This is a genomic window from Rhodococcus sp. IC4_135 (assembly GCF_011602025.1).
GTDB lineage: Bacteria > Actinomycetota > Actinomycetes > Mycobacteriales > Mycobacteriaceae > Rhodococcus_F > Rhodococcus_F baikonurensis.
Window position 1 is genome coordinate 100836 of record NZ_JAAOLG010000017.1, and the last position, 26313, is coordinate 127148.

The 26313-nt window shown below is 62.9% G+C and carries 23 protein-coding genes and 1 rRNA gene; 20 read left to right on the forward strand and 4 right to left on the reverse strand.

Annotated features, from left to right (window positions below; genetic code table 11):
- Window positions 1-8 precede the first annotated feature (8 nt).
- From G8767_RS24855 to pheT, 3 genes are all read left to right on the forward strand, one after another.
- Window positions 9-839 (forward strand): RNA methyltransferase, encoded by an 831-nt coding sequence (locus tag G8767_RS24855; protein WP_166812408.1) that lies wholly within the window; start codon window positions 9-11, stop codon window positions 837-839.
- A 173-nt stretch (window positions 840-1012) separates the two neighbouring features.
- Window positions 1013-2083 carry a phenylalanine--tRNA ligase subunit alpha gene (pheS, locus tag G8767_RS24860; protein ID WP_003944109.1) on the forward strand — a complete coding sequence of 357 codons (1071 nt, stop codon included), beginning with the start codon at window positions 1013-1015 and terminating at the stop codon, window positions 2081-2083.
- 60 nt (window positions 2084-2143) lie between these two features.
- Window positions 2144-4630, forward strand: a complete 2487-nt coding sequence (pheT, locus tag G8767_RS24865; protein ID WP_166812410.1) for a phenylalanine--tRNA ligase subunit beta — start codon at window positions 2144-2146, stop codon at window positions 4628-4630.
- A 57-nt stretch (window positions 4631-4687) separates the two neighbouring features.
- Here the strand turns inward: pheT and G8767_RS24870 are convergent, their stop codons facing one another.
- Window positions 4688-5752, reverse strand: coding sequence for an Lrp/AsnC family transcriptional regulator (locus tag G8767_RS24870; RefSeq protein WP_166812412.1), 1065 nt, complete (start codon window positions 5750-5752; stop codon window positions 4688-4690).
- A gap of 56 nt (window positions 5753-5808) precedes the next feature.
- On the opposite strand from G8767_RS24870, the gene G8767_RS24875 reads away from it, so the two are divergent.
- The 14 genes from G8767_RS24875 (at window position 5809) to G8767_RS24940 (ending at window position 21542) form a co-directional block, all read left to right on the forward strand.
- Window positions 5809-7128 carry an NAD(P)/FAD-dependent oxidoreductase gene (locus G8767_RS24875; RefSeq protein ID WP_166812414.1) on the forward strand — a complete coding sequence of 440 codons (1320 nt, stop codon included), beginning with the start codon at window positions 5809-5811 and terminating at the stop codon, window positions 7126-7128.
- Window positions 7128-8039 carry a bile acid:sodium symporter family protein gene (locus G8767_RS24880; protein WP_095973321.1) on the forward strand — a complete coding sequence of 304 codons (912 nt, stop codon included), beginning with the start codon at window positions 7128-7130 and terminating at the stop codon, window positions 8037-8039. Before G8767_RS24875 ends, G8767_RS24880 begins: the two co-directional genes overlap by 1 nt.
- A complete protein-coding gene (locus G8767_RS24885; protein WP_095973320.1) occupies window positions 8036-8971 on the forward strand; it encodes an SDR family oxidoreductase in 936 nt (311 codons plus the stop codon). Before G8767_RS24880 ends, G8767_RS24885 begins: the two co-directional genes overlap by 4 nt.
- 64 nt (window positions 8972-9035) lie before the next feature.
- Complete coding sequence (locus G8767_RS24890; protein WP_240952743.1) at window positions 9036-9554, forward strand: hypothetical protein; 519 nt, start codon at window positions 9036-9038, stop codon at window positions 9552-9554.
- A 38-nt stretch (window positions 9555-9592) separates the two neighbouring features.
- Entirely contained in the window at window positions 9593-10663 is a 1071-nt protein-coding gene (argC, locus tag G8767_RS24895) for an N-acetyl-gamma-glutamyl-phosphate reductase (RefSeq protein WP_124569790.1), read from the forward strand.
- 20 nt (window positions 10664-10683) lie between these two features.
- A complete protein-coding gene (gene argJ, locus G8767_RS24900) occupies window positions 10684-11934 on the forward strand; it encodes a bifunctional glutamate N-acetyltransferase/amino-acid acetyltransferase ArgJ (protein WP_166812450.1) in 1251 nt (416 codons plus the stop codon).
- Window positions 11931-12854 (forward strand): acetylglutamate kinase, encoded by a 924-nt coding sequence (argB, locus tag G8767_RS24905; RefSeq protein WP_166812416.1) that lies wholly within the window; start codon window positions 11931-11933, stop codon window positions 12852-12854. Before argJ ends, argB begins: the two co-directional genes overlap by 4 nt.
- Entirely contained in the window at window positions 12851-14050 is a 1200-nt protein-coding gene (locus G8767_RS24910; protein WP_095973316.1) for an acetylornithine transaminase, read from the forward strand. Before argB ends, G8767_RS24910 begins: the two co-directional genes overlap by 4 nt.
- Window positions 14047-14997 (forward strand): ornithine carbamoyltransferase, encoded by a 951-nt coding sequence (gene argF / locus G8767_RS24915; protein WP_095973315.1) that lies wholly within the window; start codon window positions 14047-14049, stop codon window positions 14995-14997. Before G8767_RS24910 ends, argF begins: the two co-directional genes overlap by 4 nt.
- On the forward strand, window positions 14994-15473 hold the full coding sequence (locus G8767_RS24920) for an arginine repressor (protein ID WP_020907875.1): 480 nt from the start codon (window positions 14994-14996) through the stop codon (window positions 15471-15473). The genes argF and G8767_RS24920 overlap by 4 nt, the downstream gene beginning before the upstream one ends.
- 47 nt (window positions 15474-15520) lie before the next feature.
- Window positions 15521-16720 (forward strand): argininosuccinate synthase, encoded by a 1200-nt coding sequence (locus G8767_RS24925; RefSeq protein WP_003944066.1) that lies wholly within the window; start codon window positions 15521-15523, stop codon window positions 16718-16720.
- A 2-nt stretch (window positions 16721-16722) separates the two neighbouring features.
- Window positions 16723-18144 carry an argininosuccinate lyase gene (gene argH, locus G8767_RS24930; RefSeq protein ID WP_124569788.1) on the forward strand — a complete coding sequence of 474 codons (1422 nt, stop codon included), beginning with the start codon at window positions 16723-16725 and terminating at the stop codon, window positions 18142-18144.
- 170 nt (window positions 18145-18314) lie between these two features.
- The gene (locus tag G8767_RS24935) at window positions 18315-21296 is read left to right on the forward strand and encodes an acyl-CoA synthetase (RefSeq protein WP_166812418.1); all 2982 of its coding nucleotides are present in this window, start codon (window positions 18315-18317) and stop codon (window positions 21294-21296) included.
- 39 nt (window positions 21297-21335) lie between these two features.
- Entirely contained in the window at window positions 21336-21542 is a 207-nt protein-coding gene (locus G8767_RS24940; protein ID WP_003944045.1) for a Trm112 family protein, read from the forward strand.
- Here the strand turns inward: G8767_RS24940 and G8767_RS24945 are convergent.
- From G8767_RS24945 to G8767_RS24955, 3 genes are read right to left on the reverse strand one after another with little or no spacing between them, the layout of a single operon-like run.
- Window positions 21539-22156 carry a TetR family transcriptional regulator gene (locus tag G8767_RS24945; protein WP_166812420.1) on the reverse strand — a complete coding sequence of 206 codons (618 nt, stop codon included), beginning with the start codon at window positions 22154-22156 and terminating at the stop codon, window positions 21539-21541. The two genes, G8767_RS24940 and G8767_RS24945, sit on opposite strands and share 4 nt — an antisense overlap.
- Window positions 22153-22908, reverse strand: coding sequence for an ABC transporter permease (locus G8767_RS24950; RefSeq protein WP_003944033.1), 756 nt, complete (start codon window positions 22906-22908; stop codon window positions 22153-22155). The genes G8767_RS24945 and G8767_RS24950 overlap by 4 nt, the downstream gene beginning before the upstream one ends.
- A complete protein-coding gene (locus G8767_RS24955) occupies window positions 22905-23639 on the reverse strand; it encodes an ABC transporter ATP-binding protein (protein WP_166812422.1) in 735 nt (244 codons plus the stop codon). Before G8767_RS24955 ends, G8767_RS24950 begins: the two co-directional genes overlap by 4 nt.
- An 86-nt stretch (window positions 23640-23725) precedes the next feature.
- Here G8767_RS24955 and G8767_RS24960 point away from each other — a divergent pair, with 86 nt between their 5' ends.
- From G8767_RS24960 to G8767_RS24970, 3 genes are all read left to right on the forward strand, one after another.
- Entirely contained in the window at window positions 23726-24334 is a 609-nt protein-coding gene (locus tag G8767_RS24960) for a DNA-3-methyladenine glycosylase (RefSeq protein ID WP_166812424.1), read from the forward strand.
- A 19-nt stretch (window positions 24335-24353) separates the two neighbouring features.
- Window positions 24354-25631 carry a tyrosine--tRNA ligase gene (tyrS, locus tag G8767_RS24965; protein ID WP_166812426.1) on the forward strand — a complete coding sequence of 426 codons (1278 nt, stop codon included), beginning with the start codon at window positions 24354-24356 and terminating at the stop codon, window positions 25629-25631.
- A gap of 567 nt (window positions 25632-26198) precedes the next feature.
- Window positions 26199-26313 (forward strand): 16S ribosomal RNA (locus tag G8767_RS24970); the annotation flags it as partial.

Below are 26313 nucleotides of genomic sequence, written 5' to 3' on the forward strand. Positions count from 1 at the left end.
AACGGCCCGTGGACCCGCTCACCGAGCGGACTCCGCGGGTCGTTTCTGCTGTCAAGCTCCTGCGCACAGCAGAACGACGCAAAGCAGGACGTTTCCTCGTCGAGGGCGAGAACTCGGTCACCGAACTGTTGAACGGTGCACTCTCGAACGGCGAGACCGGCCCGGTACACGATCTCTTCTACACAGAGGACGCGGCCGAGCGTTATCAGCACGTCATCGATCGGGCGCTGACCGCTGGAGTTCGTGTTTCTCTTGTCACCGATCGAGCAATCAAAGCTCTGAGCGATACCGTCACGCCGCCCGGCCTCGTTGCCGTCAGCGATCTGCTGGATGTTCCGCTGAGCGCAGCCGTCCACCAGGACACCCGCTTGCTCGCGGTGCCGGTCGAGGTCAACGAACCAGGCAATGCCGGCACCGTCATTCGCATCGCCGATGCAGTGGGCGCAGATGCGGCAATCCTCGCTGGTGACAGTGTCGATCCACACAACGGCAAGGTCGTTCGTTCGTCGGCGGGCAGCCTCTTTCACCTCCCGGTCGTCCGCGATCGAGACACGGTGTCGGTGATCGAGCAGATTCGCGCCGCCGGCATTCAAATCCTCGCGACCGCAGCTGACGGTGAAGTCGACCTCGACGAGGCCGACGAGTTGCTGAGCAAGCCGACGGCCTGGCTGTTCGGTAACGAAGCTCACGGTCTCGATCCGGCGATCGCCGCCCAGGCCGATCATCGGGTGCGGATTCCGATCCATGGCCGCGCCGAAAGCCTGAACCTCGCGACAGCGGCGGCGATTTGCCTGTACGCAAGCGCACGAGTGCAAAATCGCGCCACCGATCACGGCTGAAAACGCACGCGAAGACCTCACGGAATCCCATTTGCGGAAGCCTGAGACAATACAAGAGCAGAGACAATGCTCGAGTGAGCTCGAATGCTCGCTCGCAGTACGAGAAGTAATTCGCAGTACAAGAAGTAAGCAGTACGAGAAGTAAACCGAGAAGCGACAGGAGCGTCACAGCCGTGGCCAAAAATGAGGGCGCGACACCGCCGGAGGTCGACGCGAGTGTACTCACCGAAGAGGCGTTGACCGCTGCGGCTGAGAACGCCGAGAAGGCGCTCGCGGACGCCGCTGACCTGGACGCGCTGGCGCACGTCAAGGTGGAGCACCTGGGGGACAAGTCCCCGATCGCCCTCGCTCGCCGGGGACTCGGCAGCCTTCCGGGCAAGGAAAAGGCGGACGCCGGCAAGCGCGTCAACATCTTCCGCACTCGGATCAACAACGCGTACGACGCTCGTCGTGAGGTCCTCCTCGCCGAGCGTGACGCTGCGGTGTTGGTTGCCGAGGCAATCGACGTCACTCTGCCTTCCGATCGCCACCCCGTCGGGGCGCGTCATCCGATCAGCCTGATTTCCGAGCAGGTAGCCGACGTATTCGTCGCCATGGGTTGGGAAGTTGCCGAGGGGCCGGAGGTGGAGACCGAGCACTTCAACTTCGACGCGCTCAACTTCTTGCCGGACCACCCTGCACGCACGATGCAGGACACCTTCCACCTGGCACCCGAGAACTCCCGCCAGGTGCTGCGTACCCACACCTCACCGGTGCAGGTCCGCACGATGCTCTCGCGTGAGGTGCCGATCTACGTGGTGTGCCCCGGCCGCACGTTCCGCACCGATGAACTCGATGCGACGCACACTCCTGTCTTCTCACAGGTCGAAGGCCTGGCCGTCGACAAGGGTCTGACGATGGCCAACTTGCGCGGAACTCTCGATGCGTTCGCTCGTGCCCTTTTCGGCCCCGAGACGCGTACCCGTATGCGCCCCAACTACTTCCCGTTCACGGAACCGTCGGCCGAGGTCGACGTCTGGTTCGCGAACAAGAAGGGCGGCGCAGGCTGGGTCGAGTGGGGCGGCTGCGGCATGGTCAACCCGAACGTTCTGCGCGCCAGCGGTATCGATCCCGACGAGTACTCGGGTTTCGCATTCGGCATGGGCCTCGAGCGGACCCTGCAGTTCCGCAACGGCATCCCGGACATGCGTGACATCGTCGAAGGTGACGTGCGTTTCACGCTGCCCTTCGGTGTCGCAGGCTGACCGATCCGGTCCGCGGAACCTTCACAAAGACTTATCGACAAACGAGAGAGCTGAGCAGACGTGCGAGTAGCGCAATCCTGGCTGACCGAGATCCTGCAGCGGGCAACTCCGGACTGGGAGGTGACCCCGGAAGAGCTGGACGCCGGGTTCGTCCGGGTGGGACTCGAAGTCGAGGAACTCGACACACTCGAGGCGATCGACGGCCCGTTGGTCGTCGGCAAGGTCGTCTCCATCACCGAACTGACCGAGTTCAAGAAGCCGATCCGCTTTTGCCAGGTCGAGGTCGGCGAACCCGAGACTCGCGGCATCGTCTGTGGCGCCCGCAATTTCAACGAGGGTGACCTCGTCGTCGTTGCGCTGCCTGGCGCGGTGCTGCCTGGCGGATTCGAAATCGCCACTCGCAAGACGTACGGCCAGGTGTCCGACGGCATGATCTGCTCCGTCTCGGAACTCGGTATCGGCAAAGACCATTCGGGCATCTTGGTGCTCGAGCCCGGTACCGCCGAACCCGGCGCAGACGGCAACGAGTTGCTCGGTCTCGGTGACACGATCATCGAACTGAACATCACCCCGGACCGTGGCTACTGCTTCTCGGTCCGTGGTCTCACGCGAGAGCTCGCGTGCGGCTTCGATCTCGAATACGCCGATCCCGCTTCGGTTCCCGCGCACCCGGCTGAGGGTGAAGCCTGGCCGGTGCGCCTCGAACCGGAGTCCAAGGCTTCGCGTTTCGTGATGCGGAAGATCACGGGTATTGATCCGCAGGCAGTGAGCCCGTGGTGGCTGCAGCGTCGACTTCTGCTCTCGGGTGTTCGCCCGATCTCGCCGGCCGTCGACGTCACCAACTACGTGATGCTCGAACTCGGTCAGCCTCTACACGCGTTCGATGCGACCGCGGTGCAAGGCGAGCTGGTGGTCCGTCGGGCCAAGGCGGGGGAGAAGTTGACGACGCTCGACGACGTCGAACGCACGCTTGATCCCGAAGACGTTGTCATCGCCGACGATTCCGGAGTCATCTCGCTGGCTGCCGTCATGGGCGGCGCCACCACCGAGGTGGGAACGGCTACGACGGACATCCTGCTCGAAGGAGCTACGTGGGACCCGCTCGCAGTCTTCAAGACGGCGCGCCGACACAAGCTGCCGAGTGAGGCGAGCAAGCGCTTCGAGCGCATCGTCGATCCGGCGATTCCGCTCGCAGCGGTCGATCGCGCCGCAGCTCTGCTGGTCGAGATTGCCGGCGGACGGATCGAGCCGGTCCTGACCGACGTGGGCGAAGTCGCCCCTCGCGCTGCCATTCGTATGGATATCGACCTGCCCGACCGTGTCGCCGGAGTCACCTACCCGAACGGCACCGCTGCTCGCCGCCTCACCCAGGTCGGGTGCAACGTCGAGGTCGGCGTCAGCGAAGAGGGACACGGCCAGTTGGTCGCGACGCCGCCGTCGTGGCGTCCGGACCTGGTGCAGCCCGCAGACCTCGTCGAGGAAGTTCTTCGCCTCGAAGGTCTCGAACAGATCCCGTCGGTGCTCCCCGCGGCTCCGGCCGGTCGCGGATTGACTCCGTCGCAGCGGCGCAAGCGCACGGTCTCGAAGGCTGTGGCTCACGCCGGTTACGTCGAGGTTCTTCCTCCGGTGTTCCTGCCCACCAACGTCTTCGACGTCTGGGGCTTGGACGCGGACGATCCGCGCCGCAACACCAGTAAGGTGCTCAACCCACTCGAAGCCGATCGTCCGGAGTTGGCGACGACGCTGCTTCCGGGTCTGCTGGAAATCCTGGCTCGTAACGCTTCTCGCGGTCAGCGTGACCTGTCGCTGTACGGCATTGCGCAGGTTGTGTTGCCGGGACCCGACACCAAGCCGGTTGATGCATTGCCGGTGGATCGCCGTCCGACGGACGAGCAGATCGCGAACCTGATTGCGTCGTTGCCGGCTCAGCCCGTTCACATCGCTGCAGTGTTGAGTGGTTTGCGTGAGCCGAGCGGCCCCTGGGGTCCTGGCCGTCCGGCCGAGGCTTCGGACACTTTTGCAGCAGTGCGGGTTATTGCAGCTGCAGCAGGCGTCGAGGTCGAACTGCGTGCGGCGCAGTACCTGCCGTGGCATCCCGGCCGCTGTGCCGAGGTTGTCGTTGACGGCAACGTAGTCGGTCATGCGGGTGAACTGCATCCGGCTGTTCTCGAGCGTGCCGGACTGCCCGCGCGCACCTGCGCACTGGAAATCGACCTCGACGCTTTGCCGTTGGTCGAGAACCTGCCCGCGCCGCGCATTTCGCCGTTCCCCGCGGTGCTCCAGGACGTTGCGGTTGTTGTCGATCGTGACATTCCCGCAGCGAAGGTGCAGGAAGCTTTGCGTTCCGGCGGCGGCGAACTTCTCGAAGACATTCGGCTGTTCGACGTCTTCGAGGGCGAACAGGTCGGTGAAGGCCGCAAGTCCCTGGCGTTCGCCTTGCGATTCCGTGGTGTCGATCGCACGTTGACCGAGGACGAGGCAAGCGCGGCTCGCGACGCAGCGGTCGAGGCTGCCTCGAAGGCCGTCGGTGCGCAGATGCGTGGCTGATTTTTTCAGTTGATCAGAGAGCCCACGACCACTGCTGGTGGTCGTGGGCTCTGTGGTTTATCGGTGTCCCGGCGAGTCGATGCGGCTCGGCAACCACACGTCCGGGGCGATCGTCGACGTCTTGCGTCCGTTCTGGTCGAGCACGTGACCGAGTAGCTTGCGTAGGTAGAGAACGATCGACCGTTCACCGACGTGCAGGCCTGGGAATTCTTGGCGCAGGCGAATTTCGAAGGCATCGAGTTCTGCAGGAGAATGCAGCCACAACTGAACCACCAGGTTGTCGGCGCCGACCACGGCGAAGCAGTTCCGAACTTCCGGAGCCCGACTCAGCACTCGGCCCGCTGTATCGAGCAGTTCGGGTTCGACGCGGCACCACAGGGTGGCGAGAACGGGAAGTCCGGCCAGTGGCCGCGCGAATTCACACCGCAGCGCCACCAACCCCGAAGACGTGAGCCGGTCGATCTGGCGTTTGCACGCAGCCGAACTTATACCGATCGCGTCGGCCAGGTCCTTCATGGGAGTGCGCCCGTCGTAGGCGAGCATGGTCAGAACCTTGCGATCCTGTTCGGAAATCCCGGTCGGCCGAGCGCGTACGGCACTACGGTTTTCGCTGGTGGTCAGCACACCCTTCTCGGACGGTGCCAACGCATTGAGTCTCCATCGCCCACCTTCGGTGAACCAGCGTGTGATGATCGAGGTTCGTGTCCCCAGTACGCCGTCGATCGTTGCGACCTCTTCGGAGATGAAGCGCGCCATCGACGCCAAGTCCGCAGTACCGGCCGTGACGAGCAGATCGGCTCTACCCGTTGACGCTTCGATGGTCACGGCGTGGGCCAACCCAGTCAGATGTGACGAGATGGCATCGAGAAGTGCAGGGGAGCAATCGATTTCGATGATCGCTGTGACGATGCCGGCCAGCACCTGTGGCCCCGGAGTGACCGTGACCCAGGCCAACGACGATTCGGACAGTCGATTCCAACGCCGGGCGAGAGTCGCGGCGTCGAGTTCGAGTGGGCCGGCCAACGAAAGCCACGTGGATCGCGGTGCGAGCTGTAGCGCATTGATTATCCTCAGATCGATTTCATCTATCCCGCGATCGTTGTCGGCATCGAGTGCGCTCATAACGTCATTATCCGGCACATCGCTGCAAGATTCGAACTATCTGCGACGCTCGACGGATGATGACAGAGGACAAGTACGCGCTGATCGGAGCGGGCCCGTCTGGATTGGCCGGCGCGCGAAACCTCGATCGGGCCGGCATAGCGTTCGACGGCTTCGAGAGCCACGACAACGTCGGTGGGCTCTGGGACATCGACAATCCGCACAGCACCGTCTACGAGTCGGCGCACCTCATTTCGTCGAAGACCACTACCGCGTTCGCGGAGTTCCCGATGGCAGATTCCGTCGCCGACTACCCGAGCCACGTCGAACTGGCCGAATATTTCCGTGACTACGCTGACACCCACGATCTTCGCAGGCACTTCACCTTCGGTACTACTGTCGTCGACGTCTCGCCCGTCGATTCGCTGTGGCAGGTCACCACGCGCAGTCGCAGCGGTGAGACGACAGTCGCGCGGTACCGAGGCGTGATCATCGCGAACGGAACGCTGTCGAAGCCGAATATGCCGACGTTTCAGGGCGAGTACACCGGCACTTTGATGCATACGAGCCAGTACCGCAGCCCCGAGATCTTCCGCGGCAAGAGGGTGCTGGTCATCGGAGCGGGCAACAGTGGATGCGACATCGCAGTGGACGCCGTCCATCACGCCGAATCCGTCGACCTGAGCGTTCGGCGAGGCTACTACTTTGTTCCCAAGTATCTGTTCGGCCGGCCTTCGGACACCTTGAATCAGGGAAAGCCGTTGCCGCCGTGGATCAAACAACGCGTCGACACAATGGTGCTCAAGCAGTTCACGGGAGATCCGGTGCGGTTCGGATTTCCGGCACCGGACTACAAGATCTACGAATCACACCCGGTAGTGAACTCGTTGATCCTGCACCACCTCGGGCACGGTGATGTTCACGTGCGCGGCGACATCGACCGGTTCGACGGCAGGACGGTTCATTTTGTCGACGGTTCGTCCGCCGCGTACGACCTCGTTCTGTGCGCCACGGGGTATCACCTCGACTACCCCTTCATCGAGCGTGACGAGTTGGGCTGGTCGGGCGCTGCCCCTGACCTGTTCCTCAACCTCGCGAGTCGGCGCCACGACAATCTCTTCGTACTCGGGATGGTGGAAGCCTCCGGGCTCGGGTGGCAGGGCCGTTTCGAGCAGGCCGAGTTGGTGGCCAAATTGATCACCGCACGTACCGAAGCCCCTGCCGCGGCGCAGGAATTCTCGGTCGCGGCGGCGGGTCCTCCTCCCGATCTGTCCGGGGGATACAAGTACCTGAAGCTGGGACGAATGGCCTACTACGTGAACAAGGACGCCTACCGATCAGCGATCACGCGACACATCGGACTGCTCGACACTGCTCTGGCGAAGGGAGGGCAGTGATGCCGATCGACGACGTGGTTCTCAATTTCAACCCGGGGTCGTTGATGATCCTCAACGTGGTGCTTGCCGCGATCATGCTGGGGATCGCCCTCGACACCTCGGTCGACGACTTTCGTCGTGCGCTCACCAAACCCAAGGCGATGGCGGTAGGTATCGCTGCCCAGTTCCTGCTTTTGCCGGCAGTGACATTTCTCCTGACGCTGATTCTCTCGCCGGCTCCGTCGGTAGCACTCGGCATGATCCTGGTGGCGTGCTGCCCGCCAGGGAACATCTCGAACGTCCTGACTCACCGGGCGGGCGGCGACGTCGCGCTTTCGGTGTCCATGACGGCGGTGTCGAACGTCCTCGCAATATTCCTCATGCCGCTCAATCTCGCGTTCTGGGGGAGTCGACGCCCGGAGACCGACGCTCTGTTGCAGTCCGTCGATCTGAATGCACTCGAGATGGTCGCGCAGATCGCCCTGATCATCGGAGTGCCGTTCGTTCTCGGCATCTGGACGGCGCGAAAGTTCCCGGAGATCGCCGCGAAAGCGCAGCCGTGGGTGAAAAACGGTTCGTTGGTGGCGTTGTTGATCTTCATCGTCGCGGGAGTGTCGGGGAATGCGTCGTACTTCGTCGACTACATCGGGGTGGTACTGCTCGCGGTCTTCTTGCACGACTCGGTTGCCCTCGCGCTGGGATACTTCTGCGGCGCCGTCACCGGGTTGAACGAATACAGCCGTCGCGCAGTCTCGTTCGAGGTCGGCATCCGCAATGCCGGACTGGGGCTCGGTCTGGTGTTCACGTTCTTCGACGGGCTCGGTGGCATGGCCGTCGTGGCCGGCTGGTGGGGGATCTGGGACATCATCGCCGGGTTGGCTCTGGCCACGATCTGGTCCAAGCGACGCGCCCGAAAGGCGGTACCGGCATGACCGTCGCACTCGTAACGGGCGGGAACGGGTTCCTGGGTACCGCTGTCATCGACGCACTGATCGCACAGGGCGTCTCCGTCGTCTGTGCCGACCTCACGGTCAAGGCAACGCCGGACGATCGCGTCCACCGCGTTCGAGCGGACGTCTGCGACCCCGCAGAATTGGGGAGGGTGTTCGGTGAGTACCGACCGAACGTCGTGATCCATCTTGCGTCCATCGTGAATCCCGGAAAGAACACGACAGCCGAGCAGGAGTACCGCGTCGATGTCGACGGGACACGAAACGTGCTCGCGGCCTGCGTCGAACACGGGGTTGGACGGATCGTCGTGTCTTCGTCGGGAGCGGCGTACGGCTACTACTCCGACAACCCACCGTGGATCACCGAAGACGTACCTGTCCGAGGCAACGACGAATTCACTTACAGTCGGCACAAACGCCTGGTCGAAGAGATGCTCGCCGAATATCGCGTCGAATACCCGGAGTTGGAACAAGTTGTCTTCCGGATCGGCACGATCTTGGGTGAGAGCGTCGACAATCAGATCACCGCGTTGTTCGATCGCCGCAAGCTGCTCAAGGTAGCCGGGAGCGACAGCCCCTTCGTGTTCGTCTGGCACACCGATGTCGCGGGCGCTTTCGCGGAGGCTGTGACCGGAAACCAGGTTGGCATCTTCAATGTCGCGGGCGACGGTGCGTTGACAATCGACGAGTTGGCTTACCGGATGGGAAAGAGAACGGTGACGCTTCCTGCATGGTTGTTGCGAGGCGTTCTACGCGTCGGACGGCGATTGGGCGTAACGGAGCACGGTCCGGAGCGGGTCGGATTTCTCCAGTACCGACCCGTTCTCGACAATCGGCGGCTCAAGGAACAGTTCGGATACGTCCCCGAATATTCGAGCGAGGACGCGTTTGCCGCTTACCTCGCCTCACGCTGACCCTTCGACGGACGGTCGTGGAAGGATCGGAGTTGTCCGTCGGAGTTTCGAGAAGGGACTGACAGTGTCACGAATTGATGGGTCCGCACATGATGGGGCCGAACATGACGGGTCCGTGCGCCAGGTAGTCGAAGCTGCGAGTGCACTCGACGACAAGGACTTCCTCGCGGTGGTCCGCGCAGTGGTCGAGCGTCGTCCGAGCCTGTCGGTCCTTCTTTCCGTGGTGGACATTGCTGCCGCGAGCCTCGAGCCGAACCGTGTAGAGGACGCGGACGAGGACACGATCACCGACGCAGAAGAAGTCGAACTGCCCGATACCGTTGTGGAGGTCGACGAGATCATCGACGTCCCGGTGGTACTTGCGACTGATCCGAGAATTCCCGAACCCGACTACACCGAAGGGGGAGTCCCCACTTTCGACCGTGTTCGGGAGAAGATAGAGGGACGCTTCGGTACTTCCACAGGTTCGGCCGAATTGGCACACGAGAGTCCCGCCGGGAAAACGGTCAACGAGCAGTGGGACGAGCGCCAGAAGGCAGCAAAAGCCAAGCTCGAGGAGATCCGGCGATCCATGGGTAAGTAATTATGCATTCCGATGCACAATGATGCATACTGTTTGACATGACTGAAGGTGGTACGACCGAGCACGCACGCAAGCCGATCAGAGTCGCCGTTGCCGGCGCCAGTGGGTACGCCGGTGGTGAGGTTCTGCGTCTGCTTCTCGGGCACCCCTCCTATGCCGACGGCAGTCTGGTTATCGGTTCGCTGACCGCCGGTGGCAACGCCGGTTCGACGCTCGGTGAGCATCACCCGCACTTGCTCCCTCTCTCGTCGCGGGTACTCGAAGAGACCACTGTCGAAATCCTCTCGGGTCACGACGTCGTCTTCCTCGGTCTCCCACACGGAAATTCGGCTCAGTACGCCAAGCTGCTACCCGAATCGACGGTCATCATCGACTGCGGCGCGGACTTCCGGCTGCAGGATTCCGCAGCCTGGGAGAAGTACTACAAGAGCGCTCATGCCGGCACCTGGCCCTACGGTCTTCCTGAGTTGCCCGGTGCCCGTGAGAAATTGGTAGGCGCCACCCGCATCGCCGTTCCGGGCTGCTATCCGACGGCAGCGAGCCTCGCGCTGGCCCCCGCCGTTGCCGCGGGGATCGTGGACTCACACGTGAACGTGGTTGCGGTCAGTGGCACTTCGGGCGCCGGCCGGGCACCGAAGGCTGATCTGCTGGGTTCCGAGGTCATGGGCTCCGTCCGCGCGTACGGCGTCGGCGGCGTCCATCGCCACACCCCTGAGATCATTCAGAATCTCTCGGCCGCAGGCGGCAAGGACATCAGTGTCTCCTTCACTCCGGTCCTCGCGCCCATGCCGCGCGGCATCCTTGCGACCTGCACGGCAGCCACCACCGCGACCGAAGAGCAGGCACGCGAAATCTACGAGAAGGCATACAACGACGAGCCGTTCATTCATGTGCTGCCTGCCGGCGTCTTCCCGCAGACCGGCGCCGTGATCGGATCCAACGCCGTGCAGATCGGGGTCACCGTGGACGCCGACGCCGGTCAGCTCGTTGTCATCTCGGCAATCGACAATCTCACCAAGGGCACCGCCGGTGGCGCTGTGCAATCGATGAACCTTGCCCTTGGCCTACCCGAGACCGCAGGTCTCTCTACCGTGGGAGTAGCTCCGTGAGCACCGACAATCCGCAGCAGATCGACAACGCAACCGAGCCTGACGCGACCGTTGCAGACGTGGTTCACGTCGCCGGGGGACGTCTGCTCCGCACACAGGGCGTCACCGCACCTGCCGGATTCCGCGGTGCCGGAATTGCTGCCGGTATCAAGAAGAGCGGCAAGTCGGACCTCGCTTTGGTGCTCAACGAGGGACCCGATCTGGCTGCTGCCGGCGTCTTCACTCTGAACAAGGTCAAGGCCGCTCCGGTGCTGTGGTCGCAGCAGGTTTTGAAGACGGGCAAGCTGCGCGCGGTCGTGCTCAACTCGGGCGGCGCAAACGCATGTACCGGCGCGGGCGGATTCCAGGACGCACACAAGACTGCCGAGGAAGTTGCGTCGGCACTGAGCAATTGGGGAACCGAGACGGGCGCGATCGAGGTCGCAGTCTGTTCGACCGGACTCATCGGCGACCGCTTGCCCATGGACAAGCTCATCCCCGGTGTCACCGAGGTGGTCCACGAGCTTGCCGGCGGAATCTCCGGCGGCACCGACGCGGCATACGCGATCATGACCACCGACACTGTTCCGAAGCAGGCGTCGCTGCACCACGCCAACAAGTGGAACGTAGGCGGAATGGCCAAGGGCGCGGGCATGCTTGCGCCTGCGCTGGCCACGATGCTGTGTGTCGTCACGACAGATGCTGTCGCAACGGCCGAGCAGCTCGATACCGCTCTGCGCGCCGCTACTCACCTGAGCTTCGATCGCCTCGATGTCGACGGCGCCACGTCGACCAACGACACGGTGCTGCTGTTGGCGTCCGGCGCCAGCGGTGTCACTCCGACCCAGGACGAACTCAACGCCGCAGTACTGGCCGTGTGTGACGATCTCGCCGATCAGTTGATGGCAGACGCCGAGGGCGTCACCAAGCGGGTCAAGGTGACGGTGCGCGGTGCAGCATCCGAGTCCGACGCGCTGATCGGCGCCCGGACCATCGCCCGCGACAGCCTGGTCAAGACAGCGCTTTTCGGATCCGATCCCAACTGGGGCCGCGTTCTCGCAGCAGTGGGTATCGCTCCCATCGAGCTCGATCCCGATCGAATCAGTGTGTCCTTCAACGGGAGTCCCGTCTGCATCGACGGCGTCGGTGCTCCGGGAGCACGTGAGGTGGACCTGAGCGGGATCGACATCGAACTCGACATCGATCTGGGAATCGGCAACGAATCCGTGAGCATTCGCACCACCGACCTCTCGCACGCCTACGTCGAAGAGAACTCGGCGTACTCGTCATGACCGAGACGTATCCCGTGATCAGCGAGCATCAGAAAGCGCATGTCCTCGCCGACGCGTTGCCGTGGCTGCAGAGATTCCGAGACAAGGTCGTCGTGGTCAAATACGGCGGAAACGCCATGATCGACGAGAAGCTGAAAACGGCATTTGCCGCCGACATGGCGTTTCTGCGGACTGTCGGTATCCATCCCGTCGTCGTGCACGGCGGTGGCCCGCAGATCAACGCGATGCTGGCACGCCTTGGCATGAAGGGTGAGTTCCGCGGTGGTTTCCGTGTGACGACGCCCGAGGTGATGGACGTCGTGCGGATGGTGCTCTTCGGTCAGGTCGGCCGTGAACTCGTGGGCCTGATCAACGCGCACGGCCCGTACGCGGTCGGCATCTCCGGTGAAGATGCGCACCTGTTCACCGCTACTCGACGCACTGTTGCGGTCGAGGGGGAGCAGACCGACATCGGTCTTGTCGGAGACGTCACCACCGTGAACCCGGATGCGGTCCTCGATCTCATTGCGGCAGGACGTATTCCGGTGGTCTCGACCATCGCACCCGACGCCGACGGTGTCGTCCACAACATCAACGCCGATACCGCTGCTGCCGCACTGGCCGAGGCGATCGGTGCCGAGAAGCTCGTTGTCCTCACCGACGTCGAAGGTCTGTACACCGATTGGCCGGACCGATCCTCGCTGGCCACCGAGATCGACACCGACGCCCTTGCCCAGTTGTTGCCGAGTCTCGATGCCGGCATGGTGCCCAAGATGGAGGCCTGCCTTCGCGCGGTGCGCGGAGGTGTGCCGTCGGCGCACGTGATCGACGGCCGGCTCGAACATTCAGTCCTACTCGAACTTTTCACCGGTGAAGGAATCGGCACGATGGTCGTGCCGGGTTCCTCGGTCGCCGGTCCCCAGCAGGGAGCTACCTCATGAGCACGATCGATCTGCAGCAGCGGTGGTCCGCTTCGCTGATGAACAATTACGGCGTACCCCGGGTTGCTCTCGTCCGCGGTGACGGCGCTGTACTCACCGATGCCGACGGCAAGCAGTACGTCGACTTCCTGGCTGGAATCGCCGTCAACATCCTCGGACACGGACATCCGGCCGTCGTCGAAGCCGTCACTACTCAGTTGTCGACACTCGGCCATGTTTCCAACCTGTACGCCAGCGAGCCGGTCGTCGAGTTGGCGGAGCAGCTGCTCGCTCATCTCGGCAACGTGAGCGGGCGCGCCTTCTTCTGCAATTCCGGTACCGAGGCGAACGAGGCTGCCTTCAAGCTCGCTCGTGCCACCGGCCGGAAGAAGATCATCGCGGCCGAAGGCTCCTTCCACGGTCGCACGATGGGGGCACTCGCGCTGACGGGTCAGCCGGCCAAGCGGGCGCCGTTCGAGCCGATGCCCGCCGGTGTCGAGTTCGTGCCGTACGGCGATGTCGAGGCACTCGAGCAGGCCGTCGATTCCGACACCGCCGCTGTGTTCCTCGAACCGATCATGGGTGAGGGCGGCGTCGTGGTGCCACCCGAGGGATACCTCGTCGAGGCTCGGCGGATCACCGCCGAGCGCGGTGCACTTCTCGTGCTCGACGAAGTGCAGACCGGCATCGGCCGGACCGGCTGGTTCTACGCACATCAGGCAGTCGGCATCGTCCCGGACGTCATCACTCTCGCGAAGGGACTCGGCGGCGGAATGCCGATCGGCGCCTGCATCGCGACCGGGGCAACGGCAGAGTTGTTCGGACCGGGCAAGCACGGTACGACGTTCGGTGGCAACCCGGTGTGCGCTGCGGCGGCGCTTGCCGTGCTGAAAACCATTGCAGCGGAAGACCTGATCTCACGCGCCGACAGCTTGGGTAAATCGATCTCGGCGGGCATCGAAGATCTGGGCCATCCGTTGGTCGACTACGTACGGGGATCAGGACTGTTGCTGGGTGTCGTGCTGACCGAGGACGTGGCGCCCGCGGTGGAAAATGCCGCGCGCGAAGCCGGGTACCTTGTGAATGCAGCGCAACCCGGAGTGATCCGGTTGGCGCCGCCGCTCATCCTTACCGATGAGCAGGCCGAAACCTTCGTGGCAGCACTACCTGCCATCTTCGACAGTGCACTATCGGCTGACCAGCCGGGGGAGAAGTGACTACCGTGGTGAAACACTTTCTCAGGGACGACGATCTGACTCCGGCGCAGCAGGCCGAAGTTCTGGAACTCGCTGCGATTCTCAAGAAGGACCCGTTCGCTCGGCGTCCACTCGAGGGTCCTCGCGGAGTCGGCGTCATCTTCGAGAAGAACTCGACGCGTACACGTTTCTCGTTCGAGATGGGCATTGCGCAGATGGGCGGCCACGCTGTCGTCGTCGACGGGCGCAGTACCCAACTCGGTCGTGAAGAGACGTTGGCGGACACCGGACGCGTACTCTCCCGTTATGTCGACGCCGTCGTGTGGCGCACGTTCGGCCAGAAGCGCTTGGAGCAAATGGCAACGGGTGCAACGATTCCCATCGTCAATGCGTTGTCCGACGAATTTCATCCCTGTCAGGTTCTGGCCGATCTGCAAACGCTGATCGAGCAGAAGGGTGAGCTCAAGGGATTGAAGCTCACCTACCTGGGCGACGGCGCCAACAACATGGCTCACTCGCTGATGCTCGGCGGAGTCACCGCAGGCATCGACGTCACCATCGCAAGTCCCGCGGGCTTCGAACCGGCGGACTGGGTAGTGGCAGCAGCTCGCGCACGCGCCGCGGAAACCGGCGCGACCATCACGCTGACTCAGGACCCGCAGGCCGGTGTCGTCGGTGCCGACGCGTTGGTCACCGATACCTGGACCTCGATGGGTCAGGAGAACGACGGGCTCGATCGGGTCGGCCCGTTCCGTCCGTTCCAGATCAACAAGGAACTGCTCGCAAAGGCAGATCCGAAGGCTGTCGTCCTGCACTGCCTGCCGGCCCATCGAGGCGAAGAGGTCACCGACGAGGTTCTCGACGGACCCCAGAGCGTCGTCTGGGACGAGGCGGAGAACCGTCTGCACGCCCAGAAGGCGTTGCTCGTGTGGCTGCTGGAACAGCGAACCCAACTGGACCAGGCGTGAGCGTCGCTCCCACTCGGGCCGGTCGCCAGTCGCGCATCATCGCGCTGCTGGCGGCGCACCCCGTCCGAAGTCAGACGGAGTTGGCGGCGTTGCTCGGTGCCGAGGGCATCGAAGCGACGCAGGCCACCCTGTCGCGTGACCTCGAAGAGTTGGGAGCGGTGAAACTGCGCGCCGCCGACGGCGGCGCCGGTGTTTACGTGGTGCCGGAGGACGGGAACCCGGTACGCGGTGTGTCCGGCGGTACCGACCGCCTCTCGCGGCTGTTGGGTGAGCTGTTGGTCTCCACCGATTTCAGCGGCAACATGGCGATTCTCCGGACACCGCCGGGAGCCGCGCACTACCTCGCGAGCGCACTGGATCGGTCCTCGATGCCCGACATCGTGGGAACGATCGCCGGAGATGACACCATCTTCGTGGTGGCCCGAGAACCGCTTTCCGGAGCGGAACTCGCGGCCATGATCGAATCGCTCGCCTGACCCCTTATTCTTTGATAGAGATTTTCAACCGAAGGAGCACAAAAACCATGGCCGATCGCGTCGTACTCGCCTACTCGGGCGGGCTGGACACTTCTGTTGCCATCAGTTGGATCGGTAAGGAGACCGGCGCTGAAGTTGTCGCCGTCGCCATCGATCTGGGGCAGGGTGGCGAGGACATGGAGGTCGTGCGTCAGCGCGCGATCGACTGCGGCGCAGTCGAATCCGTTGTCGTCGACGCCCGCGACGAGTTCGCGGACGAGTACTGCCTGCCGACCATCGCGGCCAACGCCCTGTACATGGACCGCTACCCGCTGGTCTCGGCTATCAGCCGTCCGCTGATCGTCAAGCACATCGTCGAAGCTGCACGCTCGCACGGCGGCACCATCGTCTCGCACGGTTGCACCGGTAAGGGCAACGACCAGGTTCGCTTCGAGGTCGGATTCGGCGCCCTCGCACCCGACCTGCAGGTCATCGCACCGGTCCGCGACTACGCCTGGACCCGCGAGAAGGCCATCGCCTTCGCCGAAGAGAACAACATCCCGATCAACGTCTCCAAGAAGTCGCCGTTCTCGATCGACCAGAACGTCTGGGGCCGCGCCGTCGAAACCGGTTTCCTCGAGGATCTGTGGAACGCGCCGACGAAGGACGTCTACGACTACACCCAGGACCCGACAGTCAACTGGAACGCACCCGACGAGCTCATCATCAGCTTCGACAAGGGTCGCCCGGTAGCAATCGACGGCCGCCCGGTGTCGGTTCTCGAAGCCATCCAGGAACTGAACAAGCGGGCAGGCGCTCAGGGCGTCGGTCGCCTCGACGTCGTCGAGGACCGTCTCGTGGGCATCAAGAGCCGTGAGATCTACGAAGCTCCCGGCGCCATGGTTCTCATCACCGCGCACCAGGAACTCGAGCACGTCACCCTCGAACGCGAACTCGGTCGCTACAAGCGTCAGATGGAGCAGCGTTGGTCCGAGCTGGTCTACGACGGCCTCTGGTTCTCGCCCCTCAAGGACGCACTGGATACGTTCGTCGACAAGACGCAGGAGCGCGTCACCGGCGACATCCGTCTCTTCCTGCACGGTGGAGCCATCACCGTCAACGGTCGTCGTAGCCCCGAGTCGCTCTACGACTTCAACCTTGCGACGTACGACGAGGGTGACAGCTTCGACCAGTCCGCATCGAAGGGCTTCGTCGAGATCCACGGTCTGTCGTCGAAGGTCGCCGCGAAGCGCGATCTGGGACTCTGACTGTGACTGGCAGCCACGGAACAAACGAAGGCGCCCTGTGGGGTGGGCGGTTCGAATCCGGACCGGCCGCTGCCATGGCGGCGCTGAGCAAGTCGACTCACTTCGACTGGGTCCTCGCTCCGTACGATGTGCGGGCCTCACAGGCGCACGCTCGTGTGCTGAACAAGGCAGGTCTTCTCAGCGAGGCCGACCTCGCGACGATGCTCGACGGTCTCGACCGTCTGGCGGCAGATGTCGCCAGCGGTGCCTTCGGGCCGAGTGACTCGGACGAGGACGTACACGGTGCACTCGAGCGCGGTCTGATCGAGCGCGTCGGGCCGGAGGTCGGCGGGCGCCTGCGTGCTGGTCGTTCGCGAAACGACCAGGTGGCCACGCTGTTCCGCATGTGGCTTCGGGATGCGGTTCGCCGCATCTCCACCGGTGTTCTCGACGTGGTCGACGCATTGGCGACTCAGGCCGGGGCTCACCCGGATGCCGTGATGCCGGGCAAGACGCACCTGCAGGCGGCTCAGCCGGTCTTGTTGGCGCATCACCTGCTCGCTCACGCACATCCGTTGTTGCGCGACGTGCAGCGCCTTCGCGACTTCGACGTGCGAGCTGCGGTGTCCCCGTACGGTTCCGGTGCACTCGCCGGTTCCTCGCTCGGTCTCGACCCCGAAGCCATCGCAGCGGAATTGAAGTTCGACAGCTCGGCCGAGAACTCGATCGACGCAACCGCTTCGCGTGACTTCGCGGCCGAGGCGGCGTTCGTGCTTGCGATGATCGGTGTCGATCTCTCCCGCATGGCGGAAGAGATCATCATCTGGAGCACACCGGAATTCGGCTACATCACGCTTGCCGACGCGTGGTCGACGGGCTCGTCGATCATGCCGCAGAAGAAGAATCCGGATGTCTCGGAACTGACGCGCGGTAAGTCGGGTCGTTTGATCGGTAACCTGACCGGATTGTTGGCGACGCTCAAGGCTCAGCCGCTGGCGTACAACCGCGATCTGCAAGAGGACAAGGAACCGGTCTTCGACTCTGTTGCGCAGCTCGAGATGTTGCTCCCGGCCATCACCGGTCTGGTGCAGACGCTCGAGTTCCACACCGAGCGCATGGCGGAACTTGCCCCGGCAGGGTTCACGTTGGCCACCGACATCGCGGAGTGGATGGTGCGTCAGGGCGTGCCGTTCCGGGTTGCCCACGAGGCTGCCGGAGCGTGTGTGCGTGTCGCGGAAGCGCGAGGTGTCGGACTCGAAGACCTCACGGACGAGGAACTGGCCGGCGTCGACAGCGCGCTGACGCCCGCTGTTCGTGAGGTGCTGACAGTCGAGGGTTCCATCGCTTCGCGTAATGCGCGCGGCGGCACCGCGGGGGTGCGGGTCGCCGAGCAGCTGGACGGAGTCAAAGCAGTGGCGCAGTCACTGCGGGAATGGACCCTCTGACCTCGCGGTCACGAGTGTTGTCCCTCTCTTTTCGGCAGTAGTCCTTCGGTCGCACGCGGTCAGGGAGCAGAATTTGCTCCCTGACCGCGTACGCGTATTCGTCGTCAGTAGGCTTGTTGCGCGCGGGAAAAATGAGACTGACGTCACATGGTGAGAAACTTGGGAGTGAAATGGTGGGATTGAATTCCAAGTCTGTGCTGGGCCCGATTCGTCGGGTGGTTGCGACAGCACAAAACGGCCTCGAGGTCGTCCGGTTGGGTGGGCTGGAAACGGATGCGACCACATCGCCGTTCGAGATCGTCGAGCGCGCAGCGATGTACCGGCTCCGCCGCTACTTCCCGGACAGTGATCCGGAAACCGTCGGTGCACCGATCGTGCTGATCCCGCCGATGATGATGTCGGCGAACGTGTACGACGTGACCCGCGACCAGGGTGCTGTGGGAATTCTGCACGAGATGGGCCTGGACCCCTGGGTAGTCGATTTCGGTTCGCCCGACTCCGAAGAGGGCGGTTGGGATCGCAATCTCGCCGATCACATCATCGCTCTCAGTGACATCATCGACCACATTCACCGTCACACCGGTAAAGATGTTCACATCTCCGGCTATTCGCAGGGCGGCATGTTCGCCTATCAAGCTGCCGCGTATCGGCGTAGTCGAAACATCGCCAGCGTCATCACCTTCGGCAGTCCGGTCGACACGCTCGCCGCGCTGCCCTTCGGTATCCCGGCCGGATTGGCCACCAAGGGTGCGGATTTCCTCGCCGATCACGTCTTCAATCGCCTGGCGGTCACCGGGTGGATGGCTCGCACCGGGTTCCAGTTACTCGATCCCGTGAAGACGCTGAAGATGCGCGTCGACTTCCTGCTGCAACTGCACGACCGCGAGGCTTTGCTTCCGCGGGAACAACAGCGACGCTTCCTCGCGACCGAGGGTTGGGTCGCGTGGTCCGGGCCCGCGGTTGCCGAACTGCTCAAGCAGTTCATCGTGCACAACCGAATGATGACCGGTGGTTTTGTCATCAAGGATCAATTGGTCTCGCTTGCCGAGATCACCTGCCCCATCCTGGCATTCGTCGGCGAGGTCGACGACATCGGTCAACCCCAGGCGGTCCGTGGGATCAGTCAGGCAGCGCCGCGGGCAAAGGTCTACGAATCTACCTTGCGCGCAGGTCATTTCGGATTGGTTGTCGGTTCCACCGCGGCCAATCACACCTGGCCGACCACCGGTGAATTCGTACAGTGGACCGAGACGGGTGGGCCTCTTCCGGACCGTATCGCGAACATGGTCTACGGCGCCGACCTCGAAGACCAGACCGGTGTGTCGATCAGCAATCGGATCATCCACACCGTCGCCTCGGTCGCCGAAGTAGGAGCAGGAGTCACCAAGGGAATCAGTGACCTTGCCGCCGGTGCCTTGCGCGGCACTTTCGAATTGTCCGGCGAGGCGGCACGAGCATTGCCGCGTTTGGCACGGCTCAACCAAATTCAGCCGCACACCAAGATCTCGCTGAGCCAATTGCTCGCGGAGCAGCGTCGAAAGGCGCCGAACGGAGAGTGCTTCCTCTTCGACAATCGTGTGCACACCTATGAAGCGGTCAACGCCCGCATCGACAATGTCGTGCGCGGATTGATCTCCGTGGGAGTGCGCCCGGCAGCACATGTCGGTGTCCTGATGGAGACCCGTCCCAGCGCGCTCGCTGCCATCGCGGCCTTGTCGCGCCTTGGCGCCGTTGCCGTCATGCTTCCGCCGGGGTCCGACATCTCGGCGGCGGTCAAGCTGGGATCGGTTGATCGGATCATCACCGATCCGGAGAACGTCGACGCTGCGGTGGTCACCGGTAGGCCGGTCTTGGTGCTCGGCGGCGGCGATGCCCGCGGCCTCGAGGTGGATCCGTCACACGACGTGATCGATCTCGAACAAATCGATCCGACGAAGGTCAATCTGCCCGGGTGGTACCGACCGGATCCCGGTGTCGCCCGTGAACTCGCCTTCATCATCTTTGCGGAATCCGGCGGCGTTCTCGAAGCCAAGCAGATCACCAACTACCGGTGGGCACTGTCGGCCTTCGGCACGGCCACGGCGGCAGATCTCGATCGTGGCGACACCGTGTACTGCCTTGCACCGCTCCATCATTCGTCGAGTTTGCTCGCGACCATCGGTGGCGCGATGGCCGGTGGGTCACGGATCGCGCTCTCGCGCGGACTGAATCCGGCACGATTCGTCGAGGAGATCCACCGCTACGGCGTGACTGTCGTGAGTTACACGTGGTCGATGATGCGCGAGATCCTCGACGAGGATCTTCTTCTCATCGACGGCAGCCATCCGGTCCGTCTGTTCATCGGTTCGGGAATGCCGCACGGTCTGTGGAAGCGGACCACGGAGGCGTTCGACCCCGCGCAGGTGCTCGAGTTCTATGCGTCGACCGAAGGTGACGTGATTCTCGCCAACGTCGCCGGCTCCAAGGTCGGCTCCAAGGGTCGACCGCTTCCGGGTAGCGCGCAGGTGCGGTTGGCGGCCTACGACCCGCTCAGCGGTCGGCTTCTCGAAAACGGCAACGGATTTGTCCGTGAGTGCGCCGACGACGAGGTGGGATTATTGCTCGGGCGTGCCGGATTCACCGCTGATCTCTCGGGCGGTGCCATGCGAGGTCTCTTCCAGGCCGGTGATTCCTGGATTCCGACCGAGAATCTCTTCCGCCGGGACGGCGACGGCGACTACTGGCTGATCGATCACAAGAACACGGTGATCTCCACGCTCCGCGGACCCGTGTTCACCCAGCCGATCGTGGACGCGCTGTCGAGTGTGGCGCGAGTAGATCTCGCCGTCGCGTACGGCATCGGCGACGCACCACATCAGCTGGCGGTCGCTGCCGTGACATGGCGTCCGGGACGCCAGTTCCGCTCTGCCGAACTGGCAGAGGCACTCTCGCGCATCGCTTTTGATGCTCGTCCGGACATCGTGCACGTGGTGGACGAGATCCCGGTGGGTTCGTCGTACCGTCCGAGTTCGACTGCATTGGCAGCCGCCGGTCTGCCGGCGCCAGGACCACGGACCTGGTTCCTCGATTCCGAGACGCAGTCGTACAAGCGGCTGACCAAGGCAATTGCTGCCCAGTTGATGCCGACGAGAGTGGGTACCGGAGCACGGTAGCCTGAGGACATTCTGTTTGATCGGTTCGAGAGGACTCACGTGGCTATTGATTCGACGTTGCTCAGCATTCTGGCCTGCCCCCAGGACAAAGGCCCGCTGTTGCTGGTCGGGGACGAGTTGCTCTACAACCCGCGCCTGCGGCGTGCGTACCCGATCGAGAACGGCATTCCCGTTCTGTTGATCGACGAGGCACGCGACGTGGCGGACGACGAGCACGAGAAGCTGCTCGCACGGGCCGAAGGTTAGATCGGTAATTCACCGGTCAGGTACCGCTGGAGGTTCGGAGCCACCAGCGGTACCAACGCGTCCACGCTCAACGATGCGAGTGGTTCGAGTCCGAGCACGTATCGCGTGACCAGCAGCCCGGCCATCTGAGAGGCCACCAGTTCCGCTCTGATCAGGCCGGTGCCTGTCGGTGTGTCCACCCGCGGAATGATGTCGCGCAAGACGACATCGAGCAGAAAGCTCTGAATCAGTTGTGATCCGTCGCCGGAAATGGCCGATCGAAATGCTGCCAGAATCGCCGGCTTATGTTCCGATTCCCACAGCCCCGTCACTGCCCTGAGTAGGTTTTCGCCGAGATCTTCGGTCGGGGAGGCGTGAACCGGTCCCAATACCTGCGTTGGATCGATCGGTAGCGCGATCGCAGCGGTGAACAACTGCTCCTTGCTTCCGAAATGGTGATGAATCATGGCCGGATCGACGTCAGCGGCCGCGGCTATCGATCGGACCGTTGTTCGTCGAAAGCCGTTCTGGGAGAACGCTCGTCGCGCAGACTCGAGGATCTGCGCACGAGTCTCCGATTTGCCTGGTCGACGGCCGGAACGAATCGGTGCGGGGGCGGTTTCGTTGTCGGTCATGGCGTTCGGCGATCGAGTGTTGCCGCGGCCAGCGAGAGCGCTGCGGCGGCAAAGCCCGCCATGACCGCGAGATCACGCCACATCTGGCCCGTCGCGTCGGCATGCATCGACACTTGTTGAAGAGCGTCGACGGCGTAGCTCAGGGGAAGAACATTGCTGATCCATTCGAGCCAGGTCGGCAGTTGGTCGCGCGGTACGAGGAGTCCGCAGAGGAAGAGTTGCGGAACCACCACAACAGGCATGAACTGCACCGCTTGGAATTCGGTCTTCGCGAACGCACTGGCCAACAGACCGAGAGCAACGCCGAGGATCGCGCCGAGAACTGCAATCACGATGACCCACGCAAGACTGCCCGCGATGGTGAGCCCGAGAAATCCGAAAGCTACAGCGCACGCGAGAGCCGCCTGAGCGGCGGCTGAGAGCGAAAATGCCGCACCGTATCCGGCAAGAAGATCGAGCTTGCCCATCGGAGTGGTGAGCAGACGTTCGAGTGTTCCCGAACTGCGTTCGCGCTGCATGGCGATGGACGTGACCAGGAACATGACGACAAATGGCAAGATTCCCAACATCGTGATCGCGACCCGTTGGAAGAGGGAAACCTGGCCGGGCGGAGTCGGGACGTCCTGGTAGAGGAAATACAGCAAAATCATCAGCAACGACGGGACCAACAAGATCATGGCGACGGTGCGGTGGTCCTGGCGGAGCTGAAGCAGAATTCGAACGGTAGTTGCACCGAAGATCCTGATGCTCATGATATTTCGCCTCCCACGGGTGAGGTTCGAATCAGTTCGAGGAAGGCGTCCTCGAGGCGTTCACATCTGGTTTTCGCGCGGAGTTCGTCGGGGGAGAGTTGTGCGAGGAGATGGCCGTCGCGCATCAGAATGAGTTCGGCGCAGTGATCGGCCTCGTCCATGACGTGGCTGGAGACCAACAGGGTGGTTCCGCTGCGAGCGAGGTCGGCAAATCGTTCCCACAATTCGACGCGAAGCACCGGATCGAGACCGACGGTCGGTTCGTCGAGGATCAACACATCAGGTGACGCCACCAAGGCGCATGCCAGCGAAACTCGGCCGCGTTGACCTCCGGACAGATCGGCGGCGGTCTGATCGGCGTATCTGCGCAAACCGACGGCGTCGACCGCTGCTGCGACGTCTGCGCTGGATTTGCCGTACAGAGCGCCGAAGTACTGGACGTTTCGAGTAACCGTCAGGTCGCCGTACACGCTGGGGGATTGGGTGACATACCCGACCCGACGGCGAAGGGCAACGGACCCGGCGAGATCCCCCAGGACTCTGACCTCACCACTTTCGACGATCTGGGTTCCGACTATCGCGCGCATGAGGGTTGTCTTGCCGCAGCCGGACGGGCCGAGCAGTCCGGTGATCGATCCTGACGAAACCTGCAGGTCGAGTGAGTGGAGAACTTCGCGCTTGCCGCGAATGACTCGTAGTCCGCGGATGTCTATTGCCGGCGTTGTGGTCACGGTGCGCCTCGTTTCAATAATTCATCACTTGTTGAATTATGCGACTCGACTGACCGAAGAGTCAACGGCGTGGGCACAATCGAGGGGTGAGTATCGAGACCTTGGAAAATGTGGAGAACCCGTTGGAAGCGGGCCTGACAATTCTCGGCTCGACCCTGATCGTCGACGACATTTCGCTGAGGATTGTCGAGGTCGAGGCGTACGGCGGGGAGAAGGACGGGCCCTGGCCGGATCCGGCAGCACATTCGTATCGGGGGCGAACGCCGTGGAACAGCGTGATGTTCGGGCGGGCGGGCCGTCTCTACGTCTACCGCAGTTACGGAATGCACTTGTGTATGAACATCTCGTACGGCCCGGACGGTGTCGCGGGCGGTGTTCTGCTCCGAGCGGCTGAAATCGAAGCCGGTCACGATGTGGTGTCTGCTCGGCGATCGCCGGATCGGCCATCTCACCAATGGGCCAGAGGACCAGGCAATCTCGGCGCTTCTGTTGCAATCACGCTGGCGGACAACGGGACAGACGTTTTCGACTCAGCCTCGCGGATTCGGCTCGAATTGAGGGAGCCCGAGGAATGGGTCAGCGGACCGCGGGTGGGGGTCAGTACCGCAGCGGAGGTTCCGTGGCGCCTCTGGATTCCGGACTCGCCGGCGGTGTCCGCGTATCGCCGAAGCCCGCGAGCACCGGCCATTTCGTGAAGATGGGATGATCGAGTCCGTGACTGAGAATATTCTCGACGAACTGACCTGGCGCGGGCTGATCGCCCAATCAACCGATCTCGACGCTTTGCGTAAGGATCTCGAGGCCGGACCTGTCACGCTGTATGCGGGATTCGACCCGACCGGACCGAGCTTGCACGCAGGCCACCTGGTTCCGCTTCTCGCGCTCAAGCGTTTTCAGCGTGCCGGCAACCGTCCGATCGTTCTGGCCGGCGGAGCAACGGGCTTGATCGGTGACCCCCGTGATGTCGGGGAACGGACGATGAACTCCGCCGACACTGTCGCTGACTGGGCGGGACGCATCCGTGGTCAGCTCGAACGATTCGTGGATTTCGACGATTCTCCGACGAGTGCGGTCATCGAGAACAACATGAACTGGACCGGCAAGATGTCGGCCATCGACTTCCTGCGTGACGTCGGCAAACACTTCTCCGTGAACGTCATGCTTGCGCGTGACACCGTGAAGCGTCGTCTCGAGTCGGACGGGATGTCGTACACCGAGTTCAGCTACATGCTGCTCCAAGCCAACGACTACCTGCACTTGCGACGCGATCTGGGTTGCACGCTGCAGGTCGGCGGGTCCGATCAGTGGGGCAACATCATCGCGGGCGTCGAACTCAACCGTCGTGTCGACGGCGAGAGTGTTCACGCAATGACCGTTCCGCTGGTGACCTCGGCCGATGGCAAGAAGTTCGGAAAGTCGACCGGTGGCGGCAGTCTGTGGCTCGACCCCGAGATGACCAGCCCGTACGCGTGGTACCAGTACTTCGTGAACACGGGCGACGCCGACGTGATCAAGTACCTGCGCTGGTTCACCTTCCTGACCGCAGACGAACTCGCGGAACTCGAGACGGCAACGGCGGAGCGCCCGCATGCGCGCGAAGCACAGAAGCGGTTGGCCGCCGAGATGACCACCTTGGTTCACGGAGAACACAACACCCGCGCCGTCGAGCTCGCCAGCCAGGCGTTGTTCGGCAAGGCGGAGCTGGCGGAACTCGACGAGTCGACGCTTGCTGCTGCGCTGAAGGAAGCGTCTGTCAGCGAACTGGCGCCGGGGGAGCCACGCACGATCATCGATCTGCTCGTGACAAGCGGCTTGTGTGAGAGCAAGGGAGCCGCTCGGCGTGCAGTGAAGGAGGGCGGCGCTTCGGTGAACAACCAGAAGGTCTCGACCGATGACTGGGAGCCGGCCGCATCCGATCTGCTTCACGGCAGCTGGTTGGTCGTCCGGCGCGGAAAGCGCAATTTCGCCGGCGTGAAAATACTTTCGAACTGACGTGTGTAGGGTCACAGTGCTCTCGCGGGGCTCCTGTGGTCGCTGGTGGCCCGCCTACGGGCGGGCTACCAGCGGATTTAACCTGACGAACATCCGCGACCTGCACGTTTGACGCTCAGTTTTCATTCGCGTAACTTTGTCCAAGTCAGAGCGACACGGACACCAACCCCGACCGACAGGCCGGGGACACGCGGTTGGACGAAGTCGGAGACAGTCAAGCTCAGCGGGAACTTGCTTCCCGTGAGCAAACAAGCTAAGATTGTAACCCTTGCCCCGGAGCTTTCAACCATGTTGAAGCGATGGTGTGTGCGTGTTCTTTGAGAACTCAACAGTGTGTCGATGAATGTCAGTGCCAAAATTGATTTGGTACTTCACATCCGCGAATGATCAACCGCCTCTTGGGGTTTGGTTGGTTTGTGTGTGGTGTGAGTATTTTTCGTCGGTGATTGTTCATTCTTCCGTCTGAATGGTTGCCGACACATTTTTTGCTAGTTGAGTTTTTTTGCTAGTGATTTGACTCTTTTTGTCTATGACTGATTAGCAGTTTCGGCTGTGAATCTAGAGTCTTCAACGGAGAGTTTGATCCTGGCTCAGGACGAACGCTGGCGGCGTGCTTAACACATGCAAGTCGAGCGGTAAGGCCTTTCGGGGTACACGAGCGGCGAACGGGTGAGTAACACGT